We start from the raw sequence: 14,519 nt of genomic DNA, 5'->3' as shown, positions 1-14,519 counted from the left end.
CGGCGAAGATAGTACATTGTGCGAAAATAGCTCGTTGCCAGTTCCTTCTTTTTTTTTATGTTTTTACATGATCCTTGACAGGTCATACTATTGTGGTATGGCTTTTTTAGTATGTATTTGATTATTGATATTAAATATTCTATTTTTTATAGTGATCAAATGTAAGCATTGATCTATTTTTTATTGATTATTTCATTTAGAGGTAACTTGCTTTAATAACTATCCATTTATGAACGATTATTTTTATTAAATAATAAAAGCTAAAAGTTCAAAATTAGTATCTATTCTATTAATAAGATGGTTATTTATCCAAAATTATTTCTTTGTAAATTTTTTTATAAAAAAATAAAAAAAAGTATTGCATTAAGGGTATAATTATCATATAATACCCATGTTGATGTCACGGAGAAGTGCGAGGTTGCTGAAACACCGAAAAGCGTTGTCATGAAACGGCATGTTTCAGGTAATTCGTAACGAGTGAATCAAATCCTATAAGAATTTGAAAGGAGAGAATATCATGGCAAATAATAAAATCAGAATTAGATTAAAATCATTTGATCATAAAATTCTAGATGCGTCAGCAGAAAAAATTATTTCTTCTGCAAAAAAATCAGGTGCTCAAGTAGTTGGTCCAGTACCATTACCTACTGAAAAGGAAGTATATACAATCCTTAGAGCTGTTCACAAATATAAAGATTCACGTGAACAATTTGAAATCAGAACTCACAAACGTTTAATCGACATTGTGAATCCTACACCAGAAACAGTTGATGTTTTAACTAGATTAGAATTACCTAGCGGTGTAGATATTGAAATTAAATTATAAGAAAGGTAAAAGGTGTAACTCATGAAAGGAATCTTAGGTCGTAAGATTGGAATGACTCAAGTCTTCACTACTGATGGTGTTTTAATCCCAGTTACTGTTGTAGAAGCTACTGAAAATGTAGTATTACAAAAGAAAACAGTTGCAACTGATGGTTATGATGCTGTAAAAGTTGGTTTCGAAGATAAAAGAGAAAAATTAGCAAACAAAGCTGAAAAAGGAATTGCAAACAAAGCTAACACAGCTCCTAAGCGCTTCATTAAAGAATTTCGTTATGACGAAATGATGAGTTATGAAGTTGGAGATAAAATTACTGTTGATAGCTTCGTAGCTGGTGAAGTCGTAGATGTAACAGGAACTTCAAAAGGTAAAGGTTATCAAGGTGTTATTAAGAGACATGGACAACATATTGGTCCTAAAGGACATGGTTCAGGAGCTCATAGAATTGTTGGTTCAATGGGACCAATCGCTCCAAACAGAATCGCTCCAGGTAAAAAATTACCAGGACAAATGGGACATGTAACTCGTACAATTCAAAACTTAGAAGTTGTAGCAGTAGATCCAGAAAACAACTTATTATTAATCAAAGGTTCAGTACCAGGACCTAAAAAAGGTTTAGTTGTTGTTAAAACTGCTATCAAAAAAGCTGGTCAAGTAAATCCAGTACATGAATTAGTAGATTACACTCCAGAAGAAGTTGAAGAAACTGTAGTAGAAGAAGCTGTAGAAGCAGCTGCTGCAGAATAATTTGAAGAAGGAGGAAATGAGAATGCTTAACGTAAAAGTATTTAACCAAGAAGGTGCAGAAGTTAAAGACTTAGAATTAAATGAAGCAGTTTTCGGTATTGAACCACATAAACAAGCTATGTTTGATATGGTCTTATTACAAAGAGCATCTTTAAGACAAGGTACACATAAAGTTAAAAACCGTACTGAAGTTGCTGGTGGTGGAAGAAAACCATGGCGTCAAAAAGGTACAGGTAGAGCTAGACAAGGTTCAACACGTGCTCCACAATGGAGAGGTGGAGGAGTTGTCTTCGGTCCTACACCAAGAAGTTATAAATTCAAATTAAACCGTAAAGTTAGAAGATTAGCTTTAAAATCAGCATTATCTTCAAAAGTTCAAGATAATGAATTTACAGCAATCGATGGAATTTCATTCGAAGCTCCAAAAACTAAACAAATGGTTAAAGTATTAGAAAACTTAAATGCTCCAGTAAAAACATTAATCGTTGTTGATGAAATCACATTAAATGTTGAAAAATCAGCAAGCAATATTCCAGGAGTTAAGTTATTAGATGCTAAACATGTTAATGTTTATGATATCTTAAACAGCGATAAGTTAATTATGACTGAAGCTGCAATTAAAGCTGTTGAGGAGGTATTAGCATAATGGCACACATGACAGATGTATTAAAAAAACCAGTACTTACTGAAAAGTCATTAGCTCTTCAAACTGAAGAAAATAAATATACATTCGATGTAGATTTAGACGCTAACAAAACAGAAGTTAAAATCGCAGTTGAAAAATTATTCAATGTAAAAGTTGAAAAAGTTAACATCATGAATGTTAAACCTAAAGCTAAAAGAATGGGTAGATATGAAGGTAAAACTAACAAAAGAAGAAAAGCTATCGTTAAATTAGCTGAAGGAAACTCAATCAATTATTTTGATGAAGATTAATTGATAAAATATTGGAATAACTCGTTCCAGATAAGAAAAACAGGAGGAAACTAAAGATGGCAATTAAAACATATAAGCCAGTGACAAACGGTCGTCGTAATATGACTTCATTAACTTATGAAGAAATTACAACTAATAAACCTGAAAAATCTTTAGTTGCAAAAAAATCTAAAAACGGTGGACGTAACAACCAAGGTGTGATCACAACTCGTCATCATGGTGGTGGACACAAACAAAAATACCGTATTATCGATTTCAAAAGAAATAAAGATAATATCCCAGGTAAAGTTGCAACTATTGAATATGATCCAAATAGATCAGCAAACATCGCATTAATTAACTATGTAGATGGTGAAAAAAGATATATTTTAGCTCCAAAAGGGTTAGAAGTAGGAATGGAAATCATTTCTGGTGAAGAAGCAGATATCAAAGTTGGTAACGCATTACCAATGGGAAATATGCCTGAAGGTACTGTAATTCACAATATTGAAATGCAACCTGGAAAAGGTGGACAAATCGCAAGATCTGCTGGTGTGTCTGCTCAAATCTTAGGTAAAGAAGGAAAATATGTAACTGTAAGACTTGCATCTGGTGAAGTTAGAAAATTATTATCAGTATGTAGAGCTACAGTTGGTGTAGTAGGAAATGAAGATCATGGTTTAGTAAACTATGGTAAAGCAGGACGTATGAGATGGAAAGGTGTTAGACCTACAGTTCGTGGTTCTGTAATGAACCCTAATGATCACCCTCATGGTGGTGGGGAAGGTAGAACTTCTATCGGACGTAAAGCACCAATGACTCCTTGGGGTAAAAAAGCTATGGGTGTTAAAACTAGAAAGAACAAAAAAGCTTCGACTAAATTAATCGTACGTCGTCGCAATGGTAAATAATAAGGAGGAAAGAAAAAATGGCACGTAGTTTAAAAAAGGGACCATTTGTTGATGCTCATTTAATGAAAAAAGTAGAAGCGTTAAATGAATCAGGTAAAAAAGAAGTTATCAAAACTTGGTCAAGACGTTCAACAATCTTCCCTCAATTTATCGAACATACATTTGCAGTATATAACGGAAAAGAACATATTCCTGTTTACGTTACTGAAGACATGGTTGGTCATAAATTAGGAGAATTCGCTCCAACTAGAACTTTCCATGGTCATGATGCTGACGATAAAAAAGGAAAGAAATAGAGAGGAGAATAGAACATGGAAGCAAAAGCAGTAGCTAAAACAATTCGTGTATCACCTCAAAAAGCAAGATTAGTAGTTGATTTAGTAAGAGGTAAAACAGTTAAAGAAGCACTTGGTATCTTAGAATATACTAATAAAGCTGCTTCTCCTGCAATCTCAAAAGTTGTTAAATCTGCAGCTCAAAATGCAGTATACAACAATGATGCAGATGCAGAAAAATTATATGTTAAAGCAATCTTCGTTGATGAAGGTCCAATTTTAAAAAGATTCGCTGCAAGAGCTAAAGGTAGCGGAACAAGAATTTTAAAAAGAACATGCCACATTACTTGTGTGGTTGATGAAAGATAGGAGGTACTAGAATGGGTCAAAAAGTAAGTCCAGTAGGTTTACGTGTTGGTGTTAACCGTAATTGGGATTCAAGATGGTACGCAAATGATCAAGATTTCGCTGGTTTATTACATGAAGATATTAAAGTTCGTGATTATATTCTTAAAAAACTTAAAACAGCTTCAGTAGCAAAAGTTGAAATCGAAAGATCAAAAAATCGTGTAACAATTTTTGTTCACACATCTAGACCTGGTGTAGTTATCGGTAAAGATGGTGAAGCAGTTGATGCTTTAAGAAAAGAAGTATCTAAATTAGTAAGTAGTAAACAAGTTTTCATTAACATTGTTGAAATTAAAAATCCAGATGTTGTTGCTCAATTAGTAGCAAACAATATTGCAGAACAATTAGAAAATCGTGCATCTTTTAGAACTGTTCAAAAACGTGCTATTCAAAGAGCAATGAGAGCTGGAGCTAAAGGAATTAAAACTAATGTTTCAGGACGTTTAGGTGGAGCTGATATGGCTCGTGCTGAAGGTTACTCTGAAGGGAATGTCCCTCTTCATACTTTAAGAGCTGATATCGATTATGCGACTGCAGAAGCAGATACAACTTATGGTAAATTAGGAGTTAAAGTTTGGATTTGTAAGGGAGAAATCCTTCCTGAAAAAAAGAAAGGGGATAAATAATCATGTTGATGCCTAAAAGAACAAAATACAGAAGACCTCACCGTGTTAGCTACGAAGGTAGAACTAAAGGTGGAGACAAAGTATCATTTGGTGAATTTGGTTTAGTAGCAACTGAAGGTGCTTGGATTACTTCTCGTCAAATTGAAGCAGCACGTATTGCCATCAACCGTTATATGAACCGTGGTGGTAAAGTATGGATTAGAATTTTCCCTCATTTAGCTAAAACTAAAAAACCATTAGAAGTACGTATGGGATCAGGTAAAGGTTCTCCAGAAGAATGGGTAGCAGTAGTTAAAACTGGTAGAGTATTATTTGAAGTTGCTGGTTTAGATGAAGCTACATTAAGAGAAGCTTTAAGACTTGCATCTCATAAATTACCTATTAAATGTAAAATCATTGGAAAGGGTGAATAGTTATGACAGCGCAAGAAATTAGAGAATTAGATACTGAAGCTTTATTAGCTAAAGTTGAAGAATACAAAAAAGAGCTTTTTGGATTAAGATTCCAACAAGCTACAGGACAATTAGAAAACACTGCACGTATTAGACAAGTTCGTAAAACAATCGCTCGTATTAAAACAGTGATTAGAGAAAGAGAATTAAACCAATAGGAGGAGATACAAATGGAAAGAAATAATCGTAAAGTTTATACTGGTACAGTTGTATCTACTAAAATGGATAAAACTATTACAGTGCTAGTTGAAACACATGTAAAACATAAGTTATATGGTAAACGTATGAAATCATCTACAAAATTTCATGCACATGATGAAAACAACACTGCTCAAGTTGGAGATACAGTTAAAATCATGTCAACAAGACCATTATCTGCTACAAAACGTTTCCGTTTAGTAGAAATCGTAAAAAAAGCAGAAACAGTTTAATAAACTCTAAAAGGAGGTAACCGGAATGATTCAAAACGAAAGTAGACTTAAAGTTGCTGATAATACTGGTGCTAAAGAAGTATTAGTAATTCGTAACTTAGGTGGGTCAAATAGAAAAACAAGTAGTATTGGAGATGTTGTTGTAGCAACAGTTAAACAAGCAGCTCCAAATGGTACTGTTAAAAAAGGTGAAGTAGTAAAAGCTGTTATCGTTAGAACTAAATATGCTGTAGGACGTGAAAACGGATCTTACATCAAATTTGATGATAACGCTTGTGTTATTATCAGAGATGACAAGTCTCCAAGAGGGACTCGTATCTTTGGACCAGTTGCAAGAGAGTTAAGAGATGCTGATTTCATGAAAATCGTATCATTAGCTCCAGAAGTATTATAAGGAGGCGTGGCACATGAAAATCCGTGTTGGTGATACTGTTGTAGTTATCGCAGGTAAAGATAAAGGTAAGACAGGTGAAGTGTTACAAGTTCTTGCTAAAGAAGAAAGAGTAATCGTTGAAGGAGTAAACATGGTAACAAAACATGTTAAACCTTCACAAGCTGATCCTGAAGGTGGAATCGTTAACAAAGAAGCTCCAATTCATGTTTCTAATGTTGCATTCTATGATTCAAAATCAAAATCTGCAGTTAAATTAGGATATAAAGTATCTGTAGATGAAAATGGAAAGAAAACTAAAGTACGTGTTAACAAAAAAACAGGTGCAGAAGTTGATTCTAAGAAAAAGAAATAATTGAAAGGAGATAGCAAATGAATCGTTTACAAGAACGTTATGAAAACGAAGTAGTTAAATCGTTAATGGAAAAATTCAATTATTCTTCTAAAATGCAAGCACCAAAAATCGAAAAAATCGTATTAAATATTGGTGTTGGTGATGCAGTATCTAATTCAAAATTATTAGATGATGCAGTTAATGAATTAACATTAATTACTGGTCAAAAACCAGTTGTCACTAGAGCTAAAAAATCAATTGCTGGTTTCAAATTAAGAGAAGGTCAAGCAATCGGTTGTAAAGTCACTTTACGTGGTGAAAGAATGTATGAATTTTTAGATAAATTAGTAAATGTATCTTTACCTCGTGTAAGAGACTTTAGAGGTGTATCAAATAACTCATTCGATGGAAGAGGAAATTATACTTTAGGTGTTAAAGAACAATTAATCTTCCCTGAAATTGATTTTGATAAAGTAAACAAATTAAGAGGAATGGATATCGTATTCGTAACAACAGCTAAAACTGATGAAGAAGGTCATGAGTTATTAGCTCAATTAGGAATGCCTTTCCATAAATAAGGAGGACTTAATAAATGGCTAAAACATCAATGAAAGTGAAACAACAACGTCCTCAAAAATATAAAGTACGTGAATACACACGTTGTGAACGTTGTGGTAGACCACATTCAGTAATTAGAAAGTTCAAACTTTGCAGAATTTGCTTCCGCGAATTAGCTTATAAAGGTGAAATTCCTGGTGTAAAAAAAGCAAGTTGGTAATGATAAAATAATCCGTATTGGAAGGAGGACACGCAAATGGTAATGACAGATCCAATTGCAGATATGTTAACAAGAATCCGTAACGCAAATAATACGTTAAAAGAAGAAGTAAGTATTCCTACTTCAACATTAAAAGTTGGAATTGCTGAAATCTTAAAAAATGAAGGGTTCATTAAAGGATATAAAGTTGAAGGCGAAGGTGCTGAATCAAACATTATTATCACTTTAAAATATAGAGGAAAAGATAAAGTAATCACTGATTTAAAAAGAATTTCTAAACCAGGGTTACGTGTATATGCAAAAGTAAACGAAATTCCTAGAGTATTAAATGGTTTAGGTATTGTTATTCTATCAACTTCACAAGGTTTAATGACTGATAAAGAAGCTAGAGCTAAACAAGTTGGTGGAGAAGTATTAGCATATATCTGGTAATAAAAAAATTATACAGGAGGTATAACTGATGTCTCGTATCGGTAATAAAATTATCACTGTACCTGAAGGAGTAACTGTTGAAATCGCTGATGATAACACAGTAACAGTTACTGGATCAAAAGGGACTTTAGTGAAACAATTTTCTCCAGCAATTTCATTCAAACAAGAAGGTAATGAAATTACTGTAGTAAGAAGTAGTGAAGAAAAACATGTAAAACAATTACATGGTACAACAAGAGCTTTACTTGCTAACATGATCGAAGGTGTTCATAATGGATATTCTAAAACATTAGAAATCGTTGGTATTGGATACCGTGGTCAAATGAAAGGAAATACATTAGTATTAAATATCGGTTTCTCACATCAAGTTGAAATCGAAGCTGAAGAAGGAGTTAAAGTTGAAACTCCAAATCCAAATACTATCGTAGTTTCTGGAATTGATAAAGAACGTGTTGGTCAAATGGCTGCATTAATTAGATCTAAGAAAAAACCTGAACCTTATAAAGGAAAAGGTATCAAATATAGTGATGAAAGAATCATCAGAAAAGAAGGAAAAACTGCTGGTAAGAAGTAGTCTAAGAGTAAGAAAGGAGCTATCTTTATGGCTAAATTACAATCTCGTAATGATGTACGTTTAAAACGTCATGCTAGAGTTCGTAGAAAAATTAGTGGAACTCCAGAATGTCCACGTTTAAATGTTTTCCGTTCAAATGCTCATATTCACGCTCAAATTATTGATGATGTCAATGGTGTTACATTAGTTAGCGCATCAAGCGTTGAAATGAAATTAGAAAACGGTGGAAACATTGCTGCTGCAACTGCAGTAGGTAAAGAAATTGCAGAAAGAGCAATTGCAAAAGAAATTAAAAATGTAGTATTTGATCGTGGTGGATATATTTATCATGGTCGTGTAAAAGCATTAGCAGAAGCTGCTAGAGAAGCTGGATTAGAATTCTAGAAGGAGGTCAATATGGAACAACGTAAACCAAGAACTAACAATGGTGAAAGAAAACCAAGAAGAAATGGTCAAAGAAGAGCACCAAGAAGAGAAGAAAAAGAATTTGAAGAACGTGTTGTTACTATTAACCGTGTAACAAAAGTAGTAAAAGGTGGACGTAGAATGCGTTTTGCTGCTTTAGTTGTTATTGGAGATAGAAAAGGTAGAGTTGGATTTGGTACTGGTAAAGCTAACGAAGTACCTGATGCAATCAGAAAAGCATGTGAAAATGCTAAACGTAATGTTATCAAAGTACCTTCTGTACATGGTACTATTCCTCATGAAGTAAACGGTGTTTACGGATCAGGAAATGTATTTATTAAACCAGCATCTCAAGGTACTGGAATCATCGCTGGTGGACCAGTTCGTGCTGTTGTTGAATTAGCTGGTTACCGTGATATCTTATCTAAATGTATTGGTTCTAGAACACCAATCAACATGGTAAGAGCAACAATGCAAGGATTAGCTTCATTAAAAACAGTTAATGAAGTTGCTGAATTAAGAGAAAAAACTGTTGATGAAATTTTTGGATAGGAGGCAAACAAAATGGCAAAAGTAAGTATTACACTTAAAAAGAGTCCAATTGGTTGCTTACCAAATCAAAGAAAGACTCTTAAAGCTTTAGGTTTAACTAAAATTAATAAAACTGTTGAATTAGAAAATAACCCTACTACTCAAGGTATGATTAGAGTAGTTGGACACCTAGTAACAGTTGAAGAAAAATAATAGGAGGTGTAACAATGAAACTTCACGAATTACAATATACTGAAGGTGCTCGTAAAGCAAGAAAACGTGTTGGACGTGGTACAAGTTCAGGAAATGGTAAAACAGCAGGTAGAGGTCAAAAAGGTCAAGGAGCTAGATCTGGTGGAGGTAAAAAGCCAGGATTCGAAGGTGGACAAACTCCATTATTCATGCGTTTACCTAAAAGAGGATTTACAAACTTTACTCGTAAAGAATATGCTATCGTAAATCTTGAAACTTTAAATAAATTTGAAGATGGTGCAACAGTTAACGCTGCTGCGTTAAAAGAAGCAGGAATCATCAAAAAAGAATTAGATGGTGTTAAAGTATTAGGAAATGGAGCTATTGAAAAGAAATTAACTGTTCAAGCTGCTAAATTCTCTAAATCAGCTGTTGCCGCAATTGAAGCTGCAGGTGGAAAAACTGAGGTGATTTAAGATGTTAACTTTTTTGAAGAATGTATTCAAAAAGGGTGAGCTTCGTCGAAAAGTCATTTTCACACTTGGAATTTTATTCGTGTACCGTTTAGGTGCAGGAATTACAATTCCAGGTGTTAATGTAGGTTCATTAAGTAGTAGTGATGCTACAAATGGAATTTTCGGAATCATGAATTTACTTGGTGGAGGTACCTTGGAAAGATTTTCTCTTTTCGCTTTAGGTGTTTCACCATACATTACATCATCTATTATAATTGAATTATTATCGATGGATGTTATTCCAGCGTTAACACGCTGGCGTAAAGAAGGTAACACAGGTAAGAAGAAAAAAGACCGTGTTACTCGTGTATTAACTTTATTATTAGCTGCGTTACAAGGTGGAGTTTTAACTTATGCCTTTGATACAAGTTATAATATATTAGTTGATACTTCAATCTGGTCATATATTTATGTAGTGCTCATTATGATGGCTGGAAGTATGTTAGCTATTTGGTTAGGTGATCAAATTACTCAAAAAGGAATTGGTAATGGTGTTTCATTACTAATCTTTACAGGAATTGTTTCAAACTTACCAAATGCATTCTTAACAACTTATGATAACCTCGTCACTTATGATAGTGGAATGTGGTTAGATATTGCTTGGTATGTATTATTTGTTGTGGTTTATCTTTCAATTGTAGTCTTTGTAGTATTTACTGAAGGCGCAATAAGAAAAATCCCAGTCAATTATGCATCTAGTACAAGTGTAACAATGAGAACTAGGGAACAAACACATATGCCTATTAAAATTAATAGTTCAGGTGTTTTACCAGTAATCTTTGCTTCTTCAGTACTAGCAGCACCAAGAACAATAGTAAGTTTCATGAAAGCATCTAGTACAACTAAGATGATAAATACTATATTTAATTATCAAGAACCTGTTGGTTTCTGTTTATATATTTTAATGATTATAGGATTTACTTTCTTTTATTCAAACTTACAAATTGATGCTGAAAAAATTAGTGATGATTTGAAGAAAAATGGTGGATCAATACCTGGTGTAAGAACTGGTATTGAAACTAAGAACTTCATTAAAAGAGTTCTTAATCAAGTAACTGTTGCTGGTTCGCTTACTTTATGTATTATTGCTGCAATTCCAATTATTACTCCAATTATTTGGACACAAACTGAAAATGCAAACCTATCACTTGGTGGTACTGGTTTGATTATCGTTACAGGAGTTGCACTTGAAACAGTAAAACAAATCAAAACATATATTACTAGAAAAGAATATCATGGTTATATTCGTAAATAATAATGATTTCTTTTATGGATTCATAAATATCTAAAGAAATAAATTAATTTTGAAGAAGCAGTTATCAAAGTTAAGAAGTTATGTTTAACGTCTTTATGATATCGATGAAAGCCTGGAGGTTTATTAATGATAATTACTAAAGATGATAGAGAAATTGAATTAATGACTGAAGCAGGTAGAATTGTTGCTTTAGTTCATGAAAAATTGAAAGAAGTTATTGTACCGGGAATAACTACTAACGAAATTGATCAAATTTGTGATAAAATAATTAGGGAACATGGTGCAACACCTTCCTTTCTACATCTTTATGGTTTTCCAAATAGTGTATGTACTTCAATTAATGAAATTGTAGTACATGGAATACCTAGTAATAGAAAGCTAAAAGATGGAGATATTATTTCAGTTGATGTTGGAGCATGTTACAAAGGATATCATGGTGACAGTGCTTGGACTTATGCAGTAGGAAATGTAAGCAATGAAACAAAAAGACTTATGAATGTTTGTGAAGGTGCTTTATTTGCTGGATTAGAACAAGTAAGACCAGGAGTTAGACTTTCTGATATTTCACATGCAATTGAAGAATATCTTACTAAAAACGGATGTACTACTCCTCGTGATTATACTGGTCATGGGATTGGAACAAACGTTCACGAAGATCCCGCTGTTCCTAATTACGGAGCTCCTGGGAGAGGTCCTAGATTAAAAAAAGGTATGTGTTTGGCTATTGAACCAATGGCACATTTAGGAGCAAAAGAAACAGTTACTCTTGATGATGGGTGGACTGTTATTACAAAGGATCATTCGTTAGCTGCTCATTATGAACATACAATCGTCATTACTGATGACGGTTATAGAATTCTTACAAAACTTTAATAAAAGGAGTTGAAGAACGATGGCAAAAAAAGATGACGTTATTGAAGTAGAAGCTACTGTTTTAGAAACATTACCAAATGCAATGTTTAAAGTGGCTTTAGAAAATGGAGTGGAAATTCTTGCTCACGTTTCTGGTAAAATCCGTATGCACTACATTCGCATTTTACCGGGGGATAGAGTTACCGTTGAAATATCTCCATATGATTTAACACGTGGGCGAATTACATTTAGACATAAATAAAAAATCTTCCAAAAGGAGGTAGACAGGATGAAGGTAAGACCATCTGTAAAACCAATGTGTGATAAATGCAGAGTAATTAAAAGAAAAGGGCGCGTAATGATTATTTGCGAAAACCCAAAACATAAACAAAGACAAGGTTAGTATTTAGGAGGAAACAAAATGGCTCGTATTGCAGGTGTAGATATCCCACGTGATAAACGTGTTGTTATCTCATTAACTTATGTATATGGTATCGGTAAATCTACAGCTAAAGAAATCTTAAAAGCTACTGGTATCAGTGAAGATATAAGAGTTAAAGATTTAACTGAAGAAGAAGTTACAAAAATCAGAAAAGAAGTTGAAAAAATTAAAGTTGAAGGTGACTTACGTAGAGAAGTTCAATTAAACATCAAACGTTTAATGGAAATCGGAAGCTACAGAGGTATGCGTCACCGTAAAGGACTTCCTGTTCGTGGTCAAAAAACTAAAACTAATGCTAGAACTCGTAAGGGTAAAGCTAGACCAATCGCAGGAAAGAAAAAATAATAGGAGGTTGAAAGGAAATGGCTAGAGTAAAACAAACACGTGGTAAAAAACGTGTAAGAAAAAATATTGCAAAAGGTGTTGCACACGTTCATTCTACTTTCAATAATACTATTGTAACAATTACTGATGAACATGGTAATGTATTAACTTGGTCAAGTGCTGGAGCATTAGGTTTCAAAGGATCAAGAAAATCAACACCATTTGCTGCACAAATGGCATCAGAAGCTGCAGCTAAAGCTTCTATGGAACATGGAGTAAAAACTGTAGATGTAAATGTAAAAGGTCCAGGACCAGGACGTGAAGCAGCAGTTAGAGCTTTACAAGCTGCTGGATTAGAAGTTACTTCAATTAATGATGTAACACCAATTCCACATAACGGTTGTCGTCCACCAAAACGTCCTCGTGGATAGTATTATTGTAGTAAATTAGAATACAAAACATTCCTATAGAGGAGGGAACATATGCATAAATTCGAAAAAGCAAACTTTAATATAGATCATTATGACGAAACTGAAAATTATGGTAAGTTCGTCATTGAACCATTAGAAAGAGGATTTGGTATTACTTTAGGTAATGCCTTAAGAAGAGTATTACTTTCTTCTTTACCTGGTTCTGCTGTTTATGCAATCAAAGTTCAAGGAGCAATCCATGAATTTTCCGCAATTGATGGTGTCGTTGAAGATGTCACAGCAATGATTTTAAATATTAAGAAATTAGTTTTTGATGTAGACAGTGAAGACACTGCTACAATGATTATTGATGTAAAAGGTCCTGCTACTGTAACTGGTGCTGATATTCAATGTCCAGCTGAAGTCAAAATGATTTCAAATGACATGGTAATTGCACATGTTGCAGAAGGTGGTCACTTATATATGGAATTATTTGCTAAAAAAGATCGTGGATATGTATCTGCTGATCAAAATAAAGTAAATATTAACACTCTTGGTGTTATTCCAACAGATTCAATCTTTTCACCAATTGAAAAAGTTGCTTACTCTGTAGAACCAACTCGTGTTGGAGAAAGTGCTAAGTATGATCAATTAGTATTAGAAGTTGAAACTAATGGTTCGCTAAAACCATTTGAAGCTATTTCATTAGCAGCAAAAATTTTAGTTGAACATTTAAATATGTTTGTTGAATTAACTGATATGGCTATGAATATGGAAGTTATGTCTGAAACTCAAAATGATACTACAAATAAAGTATTAGATATGACTATCGAAGAATTAGATTTATCTGTTCGTTCATATAACTGTTTAAAGAGAGCTGGTATTCAAACAGTTCAAGATCTTGCTTCTAAATCAGAAGATGACATGATTAAAGTAAGAAACTTAGGTAAAAAATCATTAAAAGAAGTTAAAGAAAAATTAATTGAATTAGGTTTAGGATTTAAACCTATCGATTAATTCAGAATACTCGAAAAGGAGCGTTAATCTCATGGCTAAAAATAGAAAATTAGGACGCACTTCAGATATTAGAAAATCTATGTTACGTAGTTTAGCTACTGAAGTTATTGTATACGGAAAAGTTGAAACAACTGTAACAAGAGCTAAAGAAGTTCGTAGTGTTGTTGATGAATTAATTACTTTAGGTAAACGTGGAGACTTACATGCAAGAAGACAAGCTGCTGCAGATATGCACAAAGTTGTTGATGAAGCAACTGGAAAAACAGCTGTTCAAATCTTATTTGATGACGTTGCACCTAAATTCAAAGATGTTAATGGTGGATATACTACTATCTTAAAAACATATAACCGTAAAGGTGATAATGCACCAATGGCAATCTTATCATTAACTAAATAATGATGTTGGACTGAAGAAATTCAGTCCTTTTTTATCTATTAAGAATTTGGATGCGTCAGAAAAAATAGTATATAAAAACTCA

General features: G+C 33.3%; 29 protein-coding genes. All 29 read left to right on the top strand.

From position 1 onward, the window contains the following. The first annotated feature begins 517 nt into the window (after positions 1–517). The 29 genes from rpsJ (at position 518) to rplQ (ending at position 14,437) form a co-directional block, all read left to right on the top strand. Positions 518–826: a 30S ribosomal protein S10 gene (rpsJ, locus tag LJD32_RS12730; RefSeq protein WP_022001346.1), complete on the top strand. Its 309-nt coding sequence runs from the start codon at positions 518–520 to the stop codon at positions 824–826. Between the two features lie 21 nt (positions 827–847). Then, on the top strand, positions 848–1,570 hold the full coding sequence (gene rplC / locus LJD32_RS12725; protein WP_022001347.1) for a 50S ribosomal protein L3: 723 nt from the start codon (positions 848–850) through the stop codon (positions 1,568–1,570). Positions 1,571–1,592: 22 nt separating this feature from the next. Beyond that, on the top strand, positions 1,593–2,216 hold the full coding sequence (gene rplD / locus LJD32_RS12720) for a 50S ribosomal protein L4 (protein WP_022001348.1): 624 nt from the start codon (positions 1,593–1,595) through the stop codon (positions 2,214–2,216). Further along, positions 2,216–2,506, top strand: a complete 291-nt coding sequence (gene rplW, locus LJD32_RS12715) for a 50S ribosomal protein L23 (protein WP_022001349.1) — start codon at positions 2,216–2,218, stop codon at positions 2,504–2,506. The genes rplD and rplW overlap by 1 nt, the downstream gene beginning before the upstream one ends. 56 nt (positions 2,507–2,562) lie before the next feature. Then, the gene (gene rplB, locus LJD32_RS12710; RefSeq protein ID WP_022001350.1) at positions 2,563–3,396 is read left to right on the top strand and encodes a 50S ribosomal protein L2; all 834 of its coding nucleotides are present in this window, start codon (positions 2,563–2,565) and stop codon (positions 3,394–3,396) included. Between the two features lie 17 nt (positions 3,397–3,413). Continuing rightward, positions 3,414–3,692, top strand: a complete 279-nt coding sequence (gene rpsS, locus LJD32_RS12705) for a 30S ribosomal protein S19 (RefSeq protein ID WP_022001351.1) — start codon at positions 3,414–3,416, stop codon at positions 3,690–3,692. Between the two features lie 15 nt (positions 3,693–3,707). Then, the gene (gene rplV / locus LJD32_RS12700) at positions 3,708–4,040 is read left to right on the top strand and encodes a 50S ribosomal protein L22 (protein ID WP_022001352.1); all 333 of its coding nucleotides are present in this window, start codon (positions 3,708–3,710) and stop codon (positions 4,038–4,040) included. 11 nt (positions 4,041–4,051) lie between these two features. Beyond that, the gene (rpsC, locus tag LJD32_RS12695; RefSeq protein WP_022001353.1) at positions 4,052–4,705 is read left to right on the top strand and encodes a 30S ribosomal protein S3; all 654 of its coding nucleotides are present in this window, start codon (positions 4,052–4,054) and stop codon (positions 4,703–4,705) included. Between the two features lie 2 nt (positions 4,706–4,707). After that, on the top strand, positions 4,708–5,118 hold the full coding sequence (rplP, locus tag LJD32_RS12690) for a 50S ribosomal protein L16 (RefSeq protein ID WP_022001354.1): 411 nt from the start codon (positions 4,708–4,710) through the stop codon (positions 5,116–5,118). A 2-nt stretch (positions 5,119–5,120) separates the two neighbouring features. Further along, positions 5,121–5,315, top strand: coding sequence for a 50S ribosomal protein L29 (gene rpmC, locus LJD32_RS12685; RefSeq protein WP_022001355.1), 195 nt, complete (start codon positions 5,121–5,123; stop codon positions 5,313–5,315). Between the two features lie 12 nt (positions 5,316–5,327). Beyond that, positions 5,328–5,588 carry a 30S ribosomal protein S17 gene (rpsQ, locus tag LJD32_RS12680; protein WP_022001356.1) on the top strand — a complete coding sequence of 87 codons (261 nt, stop codon included), beginning with the start codon at positions 5,328–5,330 and terminating at the stop codon, positions 5,586–5,588. A gap of 25 nt (positions 5,589–5,613) precedes the next feature. After that, complete coding sequence (gene rplN, locus LJD32_RS12675) at positions 5,614–5,982, top strand: 50S ribosomal protein L14 (protein WP_032089444.1); 369 nt, start codon at positions 5,614–5,616, stop codon at positions 5,980–5,982. 13 nt (positions 5,983–5,995) lie between these two features. Further along, a complete protein-coding gene (gene rplX / locus LJD32_RS12670) occupies positions 5,996–6,334 on the top strand; it encodes a 50S ribosomal protein L24 (RefSeq protein ID WP_032089445.1) in 339 nt (112 codons plus the stop codon). 17 nt (positions 6,335–6,351) lie between these two features. Continuing rightward, on the top strand, positions 6,352–6,891 hold the full coding sequence (rplE, locus tag LJD32_RS12665) for a 50S ribosomal protein L5 (protein ID WP_022001359.1): 540 nt from the start codon (positions 6,352–6,354) through the stop codon (positions 6,889–6,891). Between the two features lie 14 nt (positions 6,892–6,905). Further along, a complete protein-coding gene (locus LJD32_RS12660) occupies positions 6,906–7,091 on the top strand; it encodes a type Z 30S ribosomal protein S14 (protein WP_003536834.1) in 186 nt (61 codons plus the stop codon). Positions 7,092–7,127: 36 nt separating this feature from the next. Beyond that, the gene (gene rpsH / locus LJD32_RS12655; protein ID WP_022001360.1) at positions 7,128–7,523 is read left to right on the top strand and encodes a 30S ribosomal protein S8; all 396 of its coding nucleotides are present in this window, start codon (positions 7,128–7,130) and stop codon (positions 7,521–7,523) included. A gap of 28 nt (positions 7,524–7,551) precedes the next feature. Further along, the gene (rplF, locus tag LJD32_RS12650; RefSeq protein ID WP_032089446.1) at positions 7,552–8,097 is read left to right on the top strand and encodes a 50S ribosomal protein L6; all 546 of its coding nucleotides are present in this window, start codon (positions 7,552–7,554) and stop codon (positions 8,095–8,097) included. A gap of 27 nt (positions 8,098–8,124) precedes the next feature. After that, positions 8,125–8,481, top strand: coding sequence for a 50S ribosomal protein L18 (gene rplR / locus LJD32_RS12645; RefSeq protein WP_022001362.1), 357 nt, complete (start codon positions 8,125–8,127; stop codon positions 8,479–8,481). 12 nt (positions 8,482–8,493) lie between these two features. Then, on the top strand, positions 8,494–9,054 hold the full coding sequence (gene rpsE, locus LJD32_RS12640; protein ID WP_022001363.1) for a 30S ribosomal protein S5: 561 nt from the start codon (positions 8,494–8,496) through the stop codon (positions 9,052–9,054). A gap of 12 nt (positions 9,055–9,066) precedes the next feature. Further along, positions 9,067–9,246: a 50S ribosomal protein L30 gene (gene rpmD / locus LJD32_RS12635; RefSeq protein ID WP_022001364.1), complete on the top strand. Its 180-nt coding sequence runs from the start codon at positions 9,067–9,069 to the stop codon at positions 9,244–9,246. A 14-nt stretch (positions 9,247–9,260) separates the two neighbouring features. Continuing rightward, a complete protein-coding gene (gene rplO, locus LJD32_RS12630) occupies positions 9,261–9,701 on the top strand; it encodes a 50S ribosomal protein L15 (protein ID WP_032089447.1) in 441 nt (146 codons plus the stop codon). A gap of 1 nt (position 9,702) precedes the next feature. Next, positions 9,703–10,995, top strand: coding sequence for a preprotein translocase subunit SecY (gene secY, locus LJD32_RS12625; RefSeq protein WP_032089448.1), 1,293 nt, complete (start codon positions 9,703–9,705; stop codon positions 10,993–10,995). Between the two features lie 126 nt (positions 10,996–11,121). Next, positions 11,122–11,868, top strand: a complete 747-nt coding sequence (map, locus tag LJD32_RS12620) for a type I methionyl aminopeptidase (RefSeq protein ID WP_227392569.1) — start codon at positions 11,122–11,124, stop codon at positions 11,866–11,868. Between the two features lie 19 nt (positions 11,869–11,887). Then, on the top strand, positions 11,888–12,109 hold the full coding sequence (gene infA, locus LJD32_RS12615; protein ID WP_022001368.1) for a translation initiation factor IF-1: 222 nt from the start codon (positions 11,888–11,890) through the stop codon (positions 12,107–12,109). Positions 12,110–12,136: 27 nt separating this feature from the next. Beyond that, positions 12,137–12,250, top strand: coding sequence for a 50S ribosomal protein L36 (gene rpmJ, locus LJD32_RS12610; RefSeq protein ID WP_022001369.1), 114 nt, complete (start codon positions 12,137–12,139; stop codon positions 12,248–12,250). Between the two features lie 18 nt (positions 12,251–12,268). Next, positions 12,269–12,634, top strand: coding sequence for a 30S ribosomal protein S13 (rpsM, locus tag LJD32_RS12605; protein ID WP_227392568.1), 366 nt, complete (start codon positions 12,269–12,271; stop codon positions 12,632–12,634). 17 nt (positions 12,635–12,651) lie between these two features. Then, a complete protein-coding gene (gene rpsK, locus LJD32_RS12600; RefSeq protein WP_022001371.1) occupies positions 12,652–13,044 on the top strand; it encodes a 30S ribosomal protein S11 in 393 nt (130 codons plus the stop codon). Between the two features lie 51 nt (positions 13,045–13,095). Beyond that, positions 13,096–14,040, top strand: a complete 945-nt coding sequence (locus LJD32_RS12595) for a DNA-directed RNA polymerase subunit alpha (RefSeq protein ID WP_032089450.1) — start codon at positions 13,096–13,098, stop codon at positions 14,038–14,040. Positions 14,041–14,071: 31 nt separating this feature from the next. Beyond that, entirely contained in the window at positions 14,072–14,437 is a 366-nt protein-coding gene (rplQ, locus tag LJD32_RS12590; protein WP_022001373.1) for a 50S ribosomal protein L17, read from the top strand. The last annotated feature ends 82 nt before the right edge of the window (positions 14,438–14,519 follow it).

Source organism: Faecalibacillus sp. TM498, assembly GCF_020589955.1.
Classification (GTDB): domain Bacteria; phylum Bacillota_I; class Bacilli_A; order Erysipelotrichales; family Coprobacillaceae; genus Faecalibacillus; species Faecalibacillus intestinalis.
This window is presented reverse-complemented; position numbering and strand designations above follow the sequence as displayed.